This is a genomic window from Pseudomonas sp. A39, from assembly GCF_058145955.1.
Genome location: NZ_JBYVMD010000009.1, coordinates 107,395 through 123,240 on the forward strand (window position 1 = coordinate 107,395; position 15,846 = coordinate 123,240).

15 protein-coding genes are annotated in these 15,846 nt (G+C 61.7%); 9 read left to right on the forward strand and 6 right to left on the reverse strand.

All coding sequences use genetic code 11. The annotated features are described in order from the left end of the window. Positions 1–2: 2 nt before the first annotated feature. From mltB to AC3ZU9_RS09680, 7 genes are all read left to right on the forward strand, one after another. A complete protein-coding gene (mltB, locus tag AC3ZU9_RS09650) occupies positions 3–1,013 on the forward strand; it encodes a lytic murein transglycosylase B (RefSeq protein WP_093544220.1) in 1,011 nt (336 codons plus the stop codon). Beyond that, complete coding sequence (locus AC3ZU9_RS09655; RefSeq protein ID WP_490090638.1) at positions 1,013–2,017, forward strand: septal ring lytic transglycosylase RlpA family protein; 1,005 nt, start codon at positions 1,013–1,015, stop codon at positions 2,015–2,017. The genes mltB and AC3ZU9_RS09655 overlap by 1 nt, the downstream gene beginning before the upstream one ends. Before the next feature lie 180 nt (positions 2,018–2,197). Continuing rightward, positions 2,198–3,355, forward strand: a complete 1,158-nt coding sequence (locus AC3ZU9_RS09660; RefSeq protein ID WP_015886062.1) for a D-alanyl-D-alanine carboxypeptidase family protein — start codon at positions 2,198–2,200, stop codon at positions 3,353–3,355. A gap of 84 nt (positions 3,356–3,439) precedes the next feature. Further along, a complete protein-coding gene (locus AC3ZU9_RS09665) occupies positions 3,440–3,715 on the forward strand; it encodes a DUF493 domain-containing protein (protein WP_015886061.1) in 276 nt (91 codons plus the stop codon). Next, positions 3,715–4,362 carry a lipoyl(octanoyl) transferase LipB gene (gene lipB, locus AC3ZU9_RS09670; RefSeq protein ID WP_015886060.1) on the forward strand — a complete coding sequence of 216 codons (648 nt, stop codon included), beginning with the start codon at positions 3,715–3,717 and terminating at the stop codon, positions 4,360–4,362. Before AC3ZU9_RS09665 ends, lipB begins: the two co-directional genes overlap by 1 nt. A gap of 26 nt (positions 4,363–4,388) precedes the next feature. Next, a complete protein-coding gene (lipA, locus tag AC3ZU9_RS09675; RefSeq protein ID WP_057444888.1) occupies positions 4,389–5,390 on the forward strand; it encodes a lipoyl synthase in 1,002 nt (333 codons plus the stop codon). 164 nt (positions 5,391–5,554) lie between these two features. Next, entirely contained in the window at positions 5,555–6,475 is a 921-nt protein-coding gene (locus AC3ZU9_RS09680) for a S66 peptidase family protein (protein ID WP_015886058.1), read from the forward strand. Between the two features lie 130 nt (positions 6,476–6,605). On the opposite strand, the gene AC3ZU9_RS09685 is transcribed toward AC3ZU9_RS09680, so the two are convergent. From AC3ZU9_RS09685 to leuS, 5 genes are all read right to left on the reverse strand, one after another. Next, positions 6,606–7,931, reverse strand: coding sequence for a lytic murein transglycosylase (locus AC3ZU9_RS09685; protein ID WP_015886057.1), 1,326 nt, complete (start codon positions 7,929–7,931; stop codon positions 6,606–6,608). Positions 7,932–7,992: 61 nt separating this feature from the next. Further along, entirely contained in the window at positions 7,993–8,157 is a 165-nt protein-coding gene (gene arfA, locus AC3ZU9_RS09690; protein WP_003176285.1) for an alternative ribosome rescue factor ArfA, read from the reverse strand. Positions 8,158–8,374: 217 nt separating this feature from the next. Next, positions 8,375–9,412 carry a DNA polymerase III subunit delta gene (holA, locus tag AC3ZU9_RS09695; RefSeq protein ID WP_064052972.1) on the reverse strand — a complete coding sequence of 346 codons (1,038 nt, stop codon included), beginning with the start codon at positions 9,410–9,412 and terminating at the stop codon, positions 8,375–8,377. Positions 9,413–9,451: 39 nt separating this feature from the next. Further along, positions 9,452–10,057 (reverse strand): LPS-assembly lipoprotein LptE, encoded by a 606-nt coding sequence (locus AC3ZU9_RS09700; protein ID WP_015886055.1) that lies wholly within the window; start codon positions 10,055–10,057, stop codon positions 9,452–9,454. A gap of 88 nt (positions 10,058–10,145) precedes the next feature. Further along, positions 10,146–12,752, reverse strand: coding sequence for a leucine--tRNA ligase (gene leuS, locus AC3ZU9_RS09705; protein ID WP_490090639.1), 2,607 nt, complete (start codon positions 12,750–12,752; stop codon positions 10,146–10,148). 262 nt (positions 12,753–13,014) lie between these two features. On the opposite strand from leuS, the gene AC3ZU9_RS09710 reads away from it, so the two are divergent. Together AC3ZU9_RS09710 and AC3ZU9_RS09715 are read left to right on the forward strand one after the other, a co-directional pair. Then, complete coding sequence (locus AC3ZU9_RS09710; RefSeq protein WP_043205955.1) at positions 13,015–13,332, forward strand: hypothetical protein; 318 nt, start codon at positions 13,015–13,017, stop codon at positions 13,330–13,332. Between the two features lie 98 nt (positions 13,333–13,430). Then, the gene (locus AC3ZU9_RS09715) at positions 13,431–14,192 is read left to right on the forward strand and encodes a YdcF family protein (protein WP_122810759.1); all 762 of its coding nucleotides are present in this window, start codon (positions 13,431–13,433) and stop codon (positions 14,190–14,192) included. A gap of 122 nt (positions 14,193–14,314) precedes the next feature. Here AC3ZU9_RS09715 and lnt read toward each other — a convergent pair whose 3' ends face one another. Next, positions 14,315–15,838 (reverse strand): apolipoprotein N-acyltransferase, encoded by a 1,524-nt coding sequence (gene lnt, locus AC3ZU9_RS09720; protein WP_064052967.1) that lies wholly within the window; start codon positions 15,836–15,838, stop codon positions 14,315–14,317. Between the last annotated feature and the right edge of the window lie 8 nt (positions 15,839–15,846).

Sequence of the window (15,846 nt, forward strand, 5' to 3'; positions counted from 1 at the left end):
CAATGCAAGTAATGCGCGGCTGGGCGACTCGGCATGCGTCCTGGATGGGCCTGATTGGGCTGCTGGGCGCAACGCAAGAGGCGCAGGCCGGTGACTACGATGGTTCACCCCAGGTCGCCGAGTTCGTCGGTGAAATGACCCGCGACTATGGTTTTGCCGGTGAACAGCTGATGGGCGTGTTCCGCGAAGCCCAGAAAAAGCAGGCGATCCTTGATGCCATTTCCCGCCCTGCCGAACGTGTGAAGCAGTGGAAGGAATACCGTCCGATGTTCCTGACCGACGCCCGCGTGGCGCGTGGCGTTGACTTCTGGCGCCAGCACGAAGCGGTATTGGCGCGCGCCGAACAGGAATACGGTGTGCCGGCCCAAGTGATCGTTGCGATCATCGGCATTGAAACCTTTTATGGGCGCAATACCGGCAGTTACCGGGTGATCGACGCTTTGTCGACCCTGGGCTTCGATTACCCGCCCCGCGCCGACTTCTTCCGCAAGGAGCTGCGCGAATTCCTGCTGCTGGCCCGCGAAGAACAGGTCGACCCACTTACCCTCAAAGGCTCCTACGCCGGTGCGATGGGCTTGCCGCAGTTCATGCCGAGCAGCTTTCGCGCCTATGCCGTGGACTTTGACGGTGACGGGCACATCAATATCTGGAGCAATCCCGACGACGCCATCGGCAGCGTGGCCAGCTACTTCAAGCGCCACGGCTGGGTCGGCGGCGAACCGGTGGTGATTCGCGCCGATGTCTCCGGCGATCGCGCCGATGAAGGGCTTACCCAGGGCATCGAGCCGGCCAAGACGGTCGGGGAGTTGCGGGCGTTGGGCTGGTCGAGTCAGAATGCGCTGCCTGATGATATGCCAGTGACCGCGTTCCGCCTCGACGGCGAAAACGGCCCGGAATACTGGATGGGCCTGAAGAATTTTTACGCAATCACGCGTTATAACCGCAGTGTGATGTACGCCATGGCCGTGCATCAGCTGTCAGACATGCTGGTCCAAGCACGGGGCAACAAGTAATGCGGGCATCGCCGTTCAAACAACCGCTCAAGCTGGTGGCGTTCGCCGCGTTGTCCTTGCTGGTCGTCAGTTGTTCCACCACCAACAGCCGCGCGCCGGCGCAAAAGTCCGGCGGCGCAGTCGTCCGTGCCCAGCCGGGCCTGGACATCAACCGCGCACACAAAGACGGCGCGCCGTGGTGGGACGTCGACGTGTCGAAGATCCCGGATGCCACGCCAACCCTGCACACCGGCCCGTACAAGGCCAACCCCTATACCGTGCTGGGTAAGAGCTACTTCCCGTTGCAGGACTCCAAGACTTACGTCCAGTCGGGTACGGCATCCTGGTACGGCACCAAGTTTCATGGCCAGAACACCGCCAACGGCGAAGTGTATGACCTGTACGGCATGAGCGCGGCCCACAAGACCTTGCCGCTGCCCAGCTATGTACGGGTGACCAACCTGGACAACAACCGCACGGTGATCCTGCGCGTCAACGACCGTGGGCCGTTCTATTCGGACCGCATCATCGACTTGTCCTACGCCGCCGCGAAGAAACTCGGTTACGCCGAAACCGGTACCGCGCGCGTCAAGGTCGAAGGTATCGACCCCGCGCAGTATTGGGCCCAGCGCGGCAAACCGGCGCCGTTGATGCTTAACGAACCGCAAACCCAGCAGCCGCAAGTGACCGACTCAACCGGCAAGATCGAGCAGTGGACGCCGCCACCGGCACAGCATGCGCCTGACACGGTGGTCGTACCCCATGCCGCGCCGGGCGCTTCGATGGCTGGCGGGCAATACCTGCAGGTCGGCGCTTTCGCCAACCCGGATGCGGCAGAACTGTTAAGGTCCAAGCTCAGCGGTATGGTCAACGCACCGGTCTTCATCAGCTCCATCGTGCGTAATCAACAGACGTTGCACCGTGTGCGAATGGGCCCGATAGGCTCGCCGAGCGAAGTCGCCCAAGTACAGAACAGCGTGCGCATGGCCAACCTGGGGCAACCCAGCGTGGTCACTGCCGAATAATAAAAGATTGATGGTTCAAGCCCGTGCGCGGGCCTGGGCCCAGGTTGTTGGCTCGTTGAACAATAAAAACCCGGGGGCAAGGGGTGAGCGGGCAACCGAACACGTGACAGTCTGGAAGCGGGCTGTCTGAATAAGTTTTGCCCGCGAGGGCAAGTTTCCATAAGCAATTTCGAGAGACGGATGAACATCACCACCTTAGCCAAACGCACGTGCCTGCTTATCTCGCTGATCATCACCCCGGCCGCCTGGGCGGTTGAAATGGTGCCGGCTTCACCGCAACTGGCTGCCAAGTCCTGGGTCCTCATGGACGCTGCCAGTGGCAACGTGCTGGTCGAGAGCAACGGTGACCAGCGCCTGCCGCCGGCCAGCCTGACCAAACTGATGACGGCCTACATCGCGACCCTGGAAATCCGTCGCGGCCAGATCGGCGAGAACGACCCGGTCACCGTCAGCGAAAACGCCTGGCGTACCGGCGGTTCGCGGATGTTCATCAAGGTGGGTTCGCAGGTCACTGTGAGCGACCTGCTGCACGGCATCATCATCCAGTCCGGTAACGACGCCAGCGTCGCCCTGGCCGAGCACATCGCCGGCAGCGAAGACGCGTTCGCCGACATGATGAACAAAACCGTGGCCGACCTGGGCATGACCAACAGCCACTTCATGAACCCGACCGGTCTGCCGAACCCAGAGCACTACTCGTCGGCTCACGACATGGCCATCCTGGCGCGCGCGATCATCCGCGTCGACCCGGTGCACTACGCGATCTACTCCCAGAAGGAATTCTTCTGGAACAACATCAAGCAGCCTAACCGCAACCTGTTGCTGTGGCGCGACAAGACCGTCGATGGCCTGAAAACCGGCCACACCGACGAAGCCGGCTACTGCATGGTGTCGTCCGCTGTACGTGACGGCCAACGTCTGATCGCGGTGGTCTTCGGTACTAACAGCGAGCAGGCCCGTGCGGCCGAGACGCAAAAACTGCTGACCTACGGTTTCCGTTTCTTCGAAACCCAGACCTTCTATCAGAAGGGTGCTGAGCTGGCGACCGCGCCAGTGTGGAAAGGCGCTACCTCCCAAGTCAAAGCCGGCCTGGCTGAAGACCTGACCCTGACCATGCCTAAAGGCCAGCTGAAAAAGCTCGCAGCCAGCATGACCATGAACCCGCAGTTGGTTGCCCCAATCGCCAAGGGTGATGTGATCGGTAAGGTTGAAGTGAAGCTGGACGACAAAGTGGTTCACAGTGCCGACCTGATCGCACTGGACGCCGTTGACGAAGGTGGTATCTTCCGCCGCGTCTGGGATAGCATCCGTCTATTCTTCTACAGCTTGTTCAACTGATAGTGTGCACCTGCAAAGCCCCGTGTTGATCCGACACGGGGCTTTGCCCGTCGCCACGGCTTACGCTTACGAGGCCGTTACGCCATGACCGATAAAGAAGTAAAGGCGCCAAAGATCGAATTCCCGGTGGTGGACTATCCCATCAAGGTGATCAGCGATACCGGTGTCGGCCGTAAAGACCTGATCCTCGAGATCGTGCGTAAACACGCGACGATCAACGATCAGCGCGTGGATGAGCGCTCCAGCTCTACCGGCAAATACACCACGATTCAGTTGCACATCGTTGCGACTGATCAAGACCAGCTCTACAACATCAACAGCGAACTGCGGGCCACCGGCTTCGTGCACATGGTGTTGTGATGTCTCACGTCCTGGGCTTTCGCGAGCTCGGCCGGATGGACTATGAGCCCGTCTGGCACGCCATGCAGCGGTTCACGAATGAACGCGGCACGTCGGCTGAAGATGAAATCTGGCTGGTGGAACACCCGCCGGTCTTCACCCAGGGCCAGGCCGGCAAGGCCGAGCATCTGTTGCTGCCGGGTGATATTCCGGTGGTGCAGGTCGACCGAGGGGGTCAAGTGACTTACCATGGGCCCGGTCAACTGGTGGCTTACCTGCTGCTGGACGTGCGCAAGCTTGGGTTTGGCGTGCGTGACCTGGTGAGCCGCATGGAGGCTTGCCTCATCGAGTTGTTGGCCAGTTACGGCGTGACCGCCGCGGCCAAGCCCGATGCGCCCGGTGTGTACGTGGACGGCGCGAAAATCGCTTCCCTGGGGCTGCGTATTCGCCACGGTTGTTCCTTTCATGGCCTGGCGCTGAATGTGGACATGGACCTGGCACCGTTCCGGCGGATCAACCCGTGTGGCTATGCCGGGTTGGCGATGACGCAACTGAGCGACCACGCCACACCGATTAAATTTGCCGAGGTTAGTGCCCGGCTGCGTGCGCAGCTCGTCAAACACCTCGACTATGCTGAGCAGACGACCCTTACGGGCGGAATCGACTGATTATGACTACTGATGCAGTGCAAACCATGATCCCGACGCTGGACATCACCGAGCGTCCGGCCCCGGCCCCGCGTGCCAAGGTGGAAGCCGGCGTCAAGCTGCGTGGCGCCGAGAAGGTTGCACGCATCCCGGTGAAGATCATTCCGACCACCGAACTGCCGAAGAAGCCTGACTGGATCCGAGTGCGCATCCCGGTTTCGCCGGAAGTCGACCGTATCAAGGCGCTGCTGCGCAAACACAAGCTGCACAGCGTGTGCGAAGAAGCCTCCTGCCCGAACCTGGGCGAATGCTTCTCCGGCGGCACCGCCACCTTCATGATCATGGGTGACATCTGCACCCGTCGTTGCCCGTTCTGCGACGTCGGCCACGGCCGTCCGAAGCCACTGGACGTCAACGAGCCGGAAAGCCTGGCTATCGCCATCGCCGACCTGAAACTCAAGTACGTGGTGATCACCTCCGTCGACCGCGACGACCTGCGTGACGGCGGTGCCCAGCACTTTGCCGACTGCATCCGCGAAATCCGCAAGCTGTCGCCGAACGTGATGCTTGAAACCCTGGTGCCGGACTACCGTGGCCGTATGGACGTAGCGCTGGAAATCACCGCCGCCGAGCCGCCGGATGTGTTCAACCACAACCTGGAAACCGTGCCACGCCTGTACAAGGCAGCGCGCCCGGGTTCGGACTACCAGTGGTCGCTGACCCTGCTGCAGAAATTCAAGCAGATGATGCCGCACATTCCGACCAAATCCGGCCTGATGCTGGGCCTTGGCGAGACCGACGAAGAAGTGATCGAAGTCATGAAGCGCATGCGCGAACACGACATTGACATGCTGACCCTGGGCCAGTACCTGCAACCGTCGCGCAGTCACTTGCCGGTGCAGCGTTTCGTGCACCCGGACACCTTCGCCTGGTTCGCCGAGGAAGGTTACAAGATGGGCTTCAAGAACGTCGCGTCGGGCCCGCTGGTACGTTCCTCGTACCATGCGGACGAGCAGGCCAAGCTGGTCAAGGCGAGCCTGGTTTCGTAAGCCGCACCGCTGCCTCAATGTGAGAGGGGGCTTGCTGTGGTGGGAGGGCGTGCTGTGGTGAGCGGGCTTGCCCCGCGCTGGGCTGCGAAGCAGCCCCACCTGATCTTAAGTAAACTCGCCCCCCTCCCACATTTTGTTTGGCGTTATTTCAGGAAGAACTGCGGATGACTGCTGCCGTACCTGCATTGCGTGCCGAAGGCACCATCGCCTTGATCGCCCCCGCTGGCCCCGCCACGCTGGACGTTGAAAAGGCCGGCCAATGGATGCGTACCCGTGGCTACGACCTGCGAATCTTCCCCGGCGTCTATGAACGCGACGGCTACCTTGCTGGCAGCGATGCCGTGCGCCTGCGTGACCTGCATGCCGCCTTCGCCGACCCTGAAATCGATGCCATCTTCTGTCTGCGCGGCGGCTACGGCACCCCGCGTCTGCTCGATAGCTTGGACTTTGACCTGCTGCGCGCCAACCCCAAGCCATTCGTAGGTTATAGCGACATCACCGCGCTGCACCTGGCAATCAGCCGTTACGCGGGCTTCGTGACCTTCCACGGCCCGATGCTCAATGCCGATCTGTTGGGCGACAAGCAACCCCCCACGGAGTCGTCACTGTTCAGCCTGTTGCGCGGTCAGTTGGGCGCCGGCAGCGAGTTGGTGCACCCGGTGGCCTACCCGTTGACCACGATCGAGCCTGGCATCGCCTGCGGGCGCTTGCTGGGTGGCAACCTGTCGATGATCGCGGCGGTCATGGGCACGCCTTACGAAATCGACGCAGGAGGCATCATCCTGTTTATTGAAGACGTCAACGAGCCGATCTACCGCATCGACCGGCTGCTGACGCATCTGCGTCTGGCGGGCAAGCTGGCACACGTTGCGGGTGTGCTGGTGGGGGATGTGGCGGGTGTGGACAAGGCTGCGCTGGAGCGGCTGCTCAAGCAGACCTTTGCGCCGTTATGCATTCCGGTATTGTCAGGCTGGCGCAGTGGGCATTGTGATCCGAACCTGACGTTGCCGATGGGCGCGTTGGTGAGGTTGGATGCGGGGGAGCAGCGGGTGGTGTTGGAGCAGGATGTGGTGTTCAGAGCCTGAAGCTGTTGTCGTCTGCAAAACGCTATCGGGAGCAAGCCCCCTCCCACATTTGACCGCACTCCAAAGGATGTACGCGGCCCAAATGTGGGAGGGGGCTTGCTCCCGATAGCATTAGTCGCCCTAGGCAGATCTAGCGGTTTTGCAGTGACTCGAGCAACTTCACCGTCGGATACCCATCCGCCGGCCAGCCCAGCGCTTGCTGCGCTGCACGAATCGCCTTGCGCGTGTTGGCGCCGATAATCCCGTCCGGGTTGCCTGCGTCATAGCCGTTGGCACTCAGCGCCGTCTGCAAGTCGATACGCTGTGAGCGGCTCAGTGGCAGCTCATCCTTCGGCCAATCGCCGCGAATCACACCCCCGCCACCGAAACGCTCCGACAGCAGTCCCACCGCCAGTGCGTAGGACGACGAGTTGTTGTACTTGAGGATTGCGCGGAAGTTATCCAGCACCAGGAACGCCGGGCCACGATAACCCGCCGGCAACAGCAAGGCGGCGGACAGTTGGTCGACGTTGGGCGGCATGCTGGCGCCTGGCGGCAGCTGGATGCCCAGCTTCAGCCATTCAGCCACCGTCTTGCGGGTGCCGCCATCGGCCAGGGCGTAATCGAAGTTCGTCGGCAGCTGTTTCACTTCCATGCCCCACGGCTGGCCTTTCTGCCAGCCGGAGCTTTGCAGGTAGTGCGCGGTGGAGGCGAGGGCATCGGCCGGGCTGTTCCAGATATCGCGGCGACCGTCGCCATCGAAGTCCACGGCGTGGGTGTTGTAGGTGGTGGGGATAAATTGCGTCTGGCCCATGGCCCCGGCCCAGGAGCCTTTCATCTGGTCGGCCTGGATATCGCCGTGCTGGATGATCTGCAGCGCTGCCAGCAACTGCGCTTGTGCAAACGCGGGGCGACGGCCTTCGTAGGCCAGGGTCGCCAGGGAGCGGATCACCGAGTTATTGCCCTGGAACTGGCCGAAATTGCTTTCCATGCCCCACACCGACACCAGCGCCTGGCGGTCGACGCCATAACGTTGCTCGATGCTTTGCAGGATGTCGGCGTACTTGATCAGCAATGCCTGGCCATTACGCACGCGCACGGGAGACAGGGCGCCGTCGAGGTATTCCCATACCGGGCGGGAAAATTCCGGCTGGCTGCGGTCGGCGCGGATCACCGCCATGTCAGGGGTGACGTTGGCGAAGGCATTGTCGAACACGGCGGCGGTGATGCCGGCCTGCAGGGCTTGCACACGAAAGGCCGCCTGCCATTCGGCAAAGGTCTGGGTCGGTTGGATATCGAGGTTATCCACAGCCAGCGGGGCCACGACAGCGGGCGCTACCACGGGTGCGGTCTGGAGCTTGGGCAGCGGTTGAGCGTCGGCGGCGGTGGGTTTCTCGGCGCAGGCGACAAGCAGAATGAGGCTGGAGGCAGCGATCAGTTGGCGCAGGTGCCAACGACGGGAAAGACTAGAGGGCATGCACAGGTCCAGGGATTACAAATCAGGTGCAGACCTTATCATGCCAGAGGGGCGCTTGCCTTCAGGCAGCCAGAAAGTAAGAAGCCTCCCAGCTATTAGACTGGAAGGCTTCGCGGCGGTAGCTGCCTTTGCCCTTGCCGGCGCGTTCCTGACGGCTGCGGAACAGTGGCTGGGCGATGATGGATTTGGCCTTGTTGGGGCCATGCTTGGATGGCTTTTTGCTCATGGTTACTTCTCTCTTGGAGGGGGGAAACGGTGCGAATCATCTGCCGAAGTTGCTTGCCTGTAAAGCCCAGCACATTTGTGGAAATGTAAATGCAATCAAAATGTGGGAGGGGGCTTGCCCCCGATGAGGGAGTGTCAGTAATACATCTTTGACTGATACACCGCTATCGGGGGCAAGCCCCCTCCCACAGTGGATTTTCAGTGATTTGAGAGAGGGGTTATTCGGCAGGAAGGGTCAGGCGCTGGCCAGCCATCAACAGCGACAAACGGCTCAGGCTCATCCATGGCGAACCGGCCGCCTGGCCCTTGATCTGCGCATCAATGCGTTGCGCCTCAAGCAAAAGCTGCGCCCAGCGTTGCGCCGAATGCCGTTGCAGGGCTTTGCTCATCAAGGGTTTGCGCTTGTCCCACACCGGCGGCTTGGCCTGGCTGAAGGCTTTGTCCAGCGGCGTGCCCTGGCTGTATTGCAGGGCGATGTTGGCCAGCACCCGCAACTCCCGGGCCAGGGCCCAGAGAATCACCGGTGGCTCGACGCCTTCACCGCGCAGGCCTTCCAGCATGCGCAGGGCGTGGGCGGGTTCGCCATTGAGGATCGCGTCCACCAGTCCGAACACATCAAAGCGTGCGCTATCCGCGACGGCGCCTTGGACGGTCTCGACGGTAATCTGCCCGTCTTCGGCCATCAGCTTGAGCTTTTCGATTTCCTGGGCGGCGGCAAGCAAGTTGCCTTCGACTCGGGCGGCGATCAGTTCCACTGCGTCCTGGGTGGCCGACAGCCCTGACTGAGACAGGCGTTGGCGAATCCACTGCGGCAACTGGTTGCTGTCCACTGGCCATATCTGGATGAACTGGGTTTGCGCCCCTTCCACCAGGGCCTTGCCCCATTTGGTTTTCTGCGCGCTGCCGTCAAGCTTGGGCAGGCTGATCAGCAAGACCGTGTCTTCGGCAGGCCGTGAGCAGTATTCAATGAAGGCGGCCGCGCCCTTGTCACCCGGCTTGCCCGACGGCAAGCGCAGTTCCAGCAGGCGTTTTTCGGCAAACAGCGACATGCTCGCGCCAGCTTGCAGCAACGTGCCCCAGTCGAAACTGGCGTCGGCGCTGAATACCTGGCGTTCATCGAAACCTTGCTGGCGCGCGGCGGTGCGAATCGCGTCGGCGGCTTCCTGGCACAGCAGCGGGTCATCACCGCTGACGATGTAGACAGGCGCGAGGCCACCTTGCAGGTGTTTGGCGAGTTGGGCGGGGGCGAGTTTCATAGGCAGGGCGAACGGGGCGTTTGAAGCGCCCCGTCTGGCTTACTCGACAGGTACTTCAACAGGCGATTGTTTCGGCGTGTTGTTTTCATACTCTTGCGCGGCTTTCAGTGCGTCGGCATCCGCCTTGGCCTTGTCGTCAGCGCGTTGCTGCAGGGTCTCGAGTTGTTCCGGGGTGATCATCGACAGGCGCAGGACCATGCGCTGTACCAGCTCACGACGCATTTCCTTGCGCACCTGGATGATTTCGGAATCCGAACCCACGAGGTTGTTGCCGTCGTGGCTGACGATTTTCTGCACTTGGATGTTGTCAGCCATCAAGGGCAGGTGGTCGCGGCCCTGGATTTCAAAGTTGAGCTGGGTGCTCAGTTCGATATCGGACGCACGCCCGGCGCTGGCGTAGCTCAGGTTGCGCTGGGTTTCTTTTTCATTGGCCAGGAACAACTTGTAGGTCGCGCCGGTGTAGACGTGAACGCCGCTGTTTTCCAGGACCTGACGCAGCTGCGTGACTGTCTGGCTGTAGGCGTCGCGGGCGCTGACGTCCAATTCCTTGATCGTCAGGTCAGTGGTGCCGGTGCCGCGCAGCTGGAAGCCGCAAGCGCTCAACAGCACGGCAAGGCCCATCACCAGCAAATTGCGTTTGATCATTTTGTTGCTCCCCTTGAAACCATGTGGGCCTTATCGAGGCCCTGAAGGCTTTGTTCGGCGCAGGGCTCAAGCCCCGCGCCCGATCCGATTAGCTAGCGACGATATTGACCAGTTTGCCAGGCACGACGATCACTTTGCGGATCGTCAGGCCTTCGGTAAAGCGCAGCACGTTTTCGTTGACGCGGGCAGCCGCCTCGACGTCTTCGCGGCTGGCGGTGGCCGGCATATCGATCTGGCCGCGCAGTTTGCCGTTGACCTGGATCACCAGTTGCAGCGTGTCCTGTACCAGGGCGCTGTCATCCTGCACCGGCCAGCGCGCATCAATGACGGCGTCGCTGTGGCCCAGACGGTTCCACAGGTCGTGGCTGATGTGCGGCGTGATCGGGGCCAGCAGCAGGGTGACCGTTTCCAGGCCTTCCTGCACCAGCGCACGATCCTGTTCAGTGGCTTGTGGCGCTTTTTCCAGCACGTTCATCAGCGTCATCACTTGGGCGATGGCGGTGTTGAATTTGTGGTTCTGGCCCACGTCCTGGCTGGCTTGCTTGATGGCCAGGTGGATGCTGCGGCGAATGAGTTTCTGCTCGTCGCTCAAGGCGGCCACGTCCAGTTTGCCTGGCAGGCCCTGGCTGATGTGGGCGTGCGCCAGGCGCCAGACGCGCTTGAGGAAGCGGTGCGAGCCTTCGACGCCGGAGTCGGACCATTCGGCGCTCATGTCGGGCGGCGAGGCGAACATCATGAACAGGCGGCAGGTGTCGGCGCCGAACTGATCGATCATCGACTGTGGGTCGACGCCGTTGTTCTTCGACTTGGCCATCTTCTCGGTGCCGCCGATTTCCACTGGCAGGCCGTCGGCGATCAGTTTGGCGCTGATGACCTTGGCTTTGCTGTCGCGCTCGAGCTCGACGTCGGCCGGGTTGAACCAGGTGTACGCACCATTGGCTTCACGACGATAGTACGTCTCGGCGACTACCATGCCCTGGGTCAGCAGGTTCTTGAACGGCTCATTGGAACTCACCAGGCCTTCGTCGCGCATCAGCTTGTGGAAGAAACGCGCGTACAGCAGGTGAAGGATGGCGTGTTCGATACCGCCAATGTACTGGTCCACCGGCAACCAATGGTCGGCCGCGGATTTTTCCACCAGGCCACCTTCATAGTGCGGCGAGGCGTAGCGGGCGTAGTACCACGAGGACTCGACGAAGGTGTCCATGGTGTCGGTTTCACGCTTGGCAGGCTGGCCGCATTTCGGGCAGCTGCATTCGTAGAACTCGGGCATGCGTGCCAGTGGCGAGCCAGCGCCGTCCGGCACCACGTCTTCCGGCAGGACGACCGGCAATTGGTCTTCCGGTACTGGCACGTCGCCACAGCTTTCGCAGTGGATGATCGGGATCGGGCAGCCCCAGTAGCGCTGGCGGCTGATGCCCCAGTCACGCAGACGGAACTGGGTGCGCGAGGCGCCCAGGTTTTTCTTGATCAGTGCGACTTCGATGGCGTCGAAGGCGCCCTGGAAGTCCAGGCCGTCAAACTCGCCGGAATTGATCAGCTCACCGTGCTCGCCGTAGGCGTCTTGCCACGGGGCCGGGTTGGTGTCGCCCGCGCTGGTGCGCACCACGGATTTGATCGGCAGGCTGTACTTAGTGGCGAATTCGAAATCGCGCTCGTCGTGGGCCGGCACAGCCATGACTGCGCCATCGCCATAGTGCATCAGCACGTAGTTGGCGACCCAGACCGGCAGCTTTTCACCGGTGAGTGGGTGCTCGACGAACAGCCCGGTCGGCAGGCCTTTTTTCTCCTGGGTGGCGACGTCGGCTTCGGCCACGCTGCCGCCTTTGCATTCGGCGATGAACGCTTGCAGCTCAGGGTTGTTCTGGGCGGCCTGGGTGGCCAGCGGGTGTTCGGCGGCCACGGCGACGTAGGTCGCGCCCATCAGGGTATCCGGACGGGTGGTGAAGACTTTGAGTGCGCCCGCTTCGCCGATCGAGTCGACGTTGTACGGGAACTGCACTTCCATGCCCTTGGACTTGCCGATCCAGTTGCGTTGCATGGTCTTGACCTGTTCGGGCCAGCCCGGCAGGTCGTCGAGGCTCGACAAGAGTTCATCCGCGTAGGCGGTGATCTTGAAGTAGTACATCGGGATTTCGCGCTTTTCGATCAGCGCGCCGGAACGCCAGCCGCGCCCGTCGATCACTTGCTCGTTGGCCAGGACGGTCTGGTCGATCGGGTCCCAGTTCACGGTGCCGCTTTTTTTGTAGATCACGCCTTTTTCGAACAGGCGAGTGAACAGCCATTGTTCCCAGCGGTAGTAGTCCGGCTTGCAGGTGGTCACTTCGCGTGACCAATCCACCGCCAGGCCCAGGCTGCGCAGCTGGTTCTTCATGTAGGCGATGTTTTCGTAGGTCCACTTGGCGGGGGCCACGTTGTTTTTCATCGCGGCGTTTTCCGCCGGCATGCCGAAGGCATCCCAACCCATGGGTTGCAGGACGTTCTTGCCTTGCATGCGCTGGTAGCGCGAAATCACGTCACCGATGGTGTAGTTGCGCACGTGCCCCATGTGCAGCTTGCCGCTGGGGTAAGGGAACATCGATAGGCAATAGAATGTCTCCTTGCCTGGCTGTTCACTGACTTCAAAGGACTTCTGCTCGTCCCAGAAGGATTGGGCGGCATTTTCTATTTCACGGGGCTGGTAGTGTTCGTGCATGGCTACTTTTGAACTGAATAGGGGTGGCCTAATCCTCTTCGGTGCATGGCTTGGGTTGATCGACACCAAAAAGCGGCGCGTCCGTGCCCAAACCCTGCGGGAAGTGGAGTTACAGGAAGCGCCGTAGCATACATGACCCCACTCTATCGAGGGAAACCCTGATTGCGCAGGCAGGGCCGTCTGTCGCGGCGCCAGGCAGGTACAGCCACGGGGGCTACGCTGTTTATTGGGGAGTGAGTCATATCTTCAATGAGGTGAGGGGATGGTTGAATCGCAGCGAATCGTATCGAAACCGGATATCTACGAAGGACTGATTGACCGATTGGGTCGTGCATTGGATGCAGCGAGGACGGCGGGCCGATTGCGTGATGAACGGCCTGTCGAGTTGGAACTGCGCGGCTTGAGCCGTGCGGAGCTGGAACTGATCAAGGCTTATCTGGAACGCAATGGGCGCAGCGCGCCTCCCTGGGTGGCAACCCCGCCCATCAAGGAGCCTACGCATTCAGCCAAGGTGGTGTGGCTCAAGGACTTGTCGGCCGGTCGTGGCCCGGAAAAGCTCCGGTCCGCCCGCTACAAGTAATTCACTGCCCCCCTGAACGGCATCACCGCCATTTCACTGTAAAGATTGTCGCTAAACCCCGTTACACCTTAGGCTTCGGGCATCTATGGAGATGCCCGATGCCTATTCGTTATTTCATCAAACAACTGCTGCTGCCGCCCGGCATTTTCTTGCTGCTGCTGGCGCTTGCCTGGTGGTTTCGTCGCAGCCGCCCGCGCTTGGCGGCTGGCTGCTTCGCCCTGGGTTTGGGGGGCATGTGGCTGATCAGCCTGCCGGTGGCGGTGGAATGGGGCGCACGGGCGCTGGAAAGCGAGCCGCCGTTGGCCCGTGAGGACTGGTCGACCCTGGCCCAGCGCGCCGATGCCATTGTGGTCTTGGGCTCGGGGCGTGAACGCGGTGATCCGGCCTGGGGCACCGACCAGCCCACGGGTATCGGCCTGGAGCGCCAGCGTTATGCCGCACGATTGGCCAAGGCGTCCGGGCTGCCGGTGCTGACCACCGGCGGCCTGCATTACGGCACGCCGCCCAGTGAGGCGGCGTTGATGGCGGTGTCGATGCAGGATGACTTTGGCGTGACGGTGCGCTGGAAAGAAGAGCGCAGCCGTACGACCTGGGAAAATGCGCAGATGAGCGCCGAGATCCTGCTGCCCGAGGGTATCAAGCGCGTGGTGGTCGTTACTCAAGCCTGGCATATGCCGCGTTCGGTGTGGAGCTTTGAGAAGGCCGGCTTTACCGTGGTGCCGGCACCCGTGGGTTTCCTGGGCGTGGACAACGCCAGGCCGCTGGGCGGGTGGATGCCGGAGTTCAAGTCGGTGTGGCAGAGCGGGCAGTTGATCAATGAAGCGGTGGGGCAGATAGGCTACCGGTTGTTTTACCGATAACACCGCAAATCCAAATGTGGGAGGGGGCTTGCTCCCGATCGCGTGTATCAGTATCGGATGTACCGACTGACATTTCGCTATCGGGAGCAAGCCCCCTCCCACATTAGTAGGTTTTGATTCTGTCAGACGGTTTTGGCCATCCGGCCCGCCAGCAATGCCCAGCCAAACAACCCCAGGCACACGATGATCAACGGCCATGAACGCCATTGCAGGTACGGCGTGAGGTTGTGCATTGGCACGACTTCTCCGTAGAGGATGCCGCGCTCGAATTGCGGGATTTGCGCGGTGATCTGCCCAAAAGGGTTGATCAGGCCGGTCACGCCGTTGTTGGTGGCACGGATCATCCAGCGTCCGGCTTCCAGCGCACGCATCTGCGCCATTTGCAGGTGCTGCAGGGGACCGATCGAGCGGCCGAACCAGGTGTCGTTGCTGATGGTCAGCAGCAAATCGCTCTGGGCTGACAGCCCGGCAGCGAATTCCGGGTACACCACTTCGTAGCAAATGAACGGCGCAATCTGATAGCCCTTGGCCTGGAGCATCGCCTGGTCGGACGGGCCGCGCGCGAAGTCCGACATCGGCAGGTCGAAGAAGGCAATCAGGCCGCGCAGCATGTCTTGCAGCGGCACGTATTCACCAAAGGGCACCAGCTTCTGTTTCAGGTAGGTACCGTCGCCTTCGCCGACCACGGTGATGCCGTTGAAGTAGCGCTTCTGGTGGTGCACTTCCTGGCGGATCGGTACGCCGGTGATCAGCGCGGTGTGCCGGTCGGCGGCGAACTTGCCCATCATGCCCAGGTAGCCCTCGACGGACTCCTTGAGCACCGGCACCGCCGTTTCCGGCCACACCAGCAAATCGACACGCTTGGAACTGAAGCTCATGTCGCGGTACAGCGCGAGCTGCGCGTTGAGCTGCTCCGGGTCCCATTTCATGCTTTGTTCGACATTGCCCTGAATGGCCGCCACGCTCAGCGGCGCGCCAGACGGGCTGGTCCAGGCGTGATGCTTGAGTGCCAAGCCGATCGCCCAGGGCGCTACCAGCAACACCAGGCCTGCGCCAATAAACGCGTTGCGCTTAGTGGCCAACAGGCGCGGCAGGTTGCACAGCAGGGCAGCCGTCAGTGCGAGGGCAAAGGAAATCAGCCACATGCCGCCCACGGGCGCCAGGCCAGTGAGTGGGCCGTCGAGTTGGCTGTAACCGGAGTACAGCCACGGGAAACCGGTGAGGAACCAGCCGCGAAATGCTTCCTGGCCGACCCACAACGCGGCAAACGTCAGCGCATCCGCCAACGGCGCCTCATTGCGGCGCAACCAGCGCGCCCACAGCCAGGCGGGCAGGGCGAAGAACCAGGCAATCGCGGCGGTAAACAGCAGCATCAAGAAGCCAGCCAGCAGCACCGAAGCGCCGCCGAAGTGATGGATGCTGTAGTAGATCCAGCTGGTGCCGGCGCCAAACAGGCCGAAACCGAAGCACCAGCCACGGCCCAGCGCCTGCCGAGGGCTCAATTCACGCAGCCCTACATAGAAGAATCCGACCGCTACCAGTGCAAACGGCCACAGATCGAACGGCGCCAGCGCCAGGGTCGTGATAGCACCGGCCACCACGGCCAGCACATTACCGGGCCAGCCGGGAGCGGTGAGACGGCGCATTTCAGTCC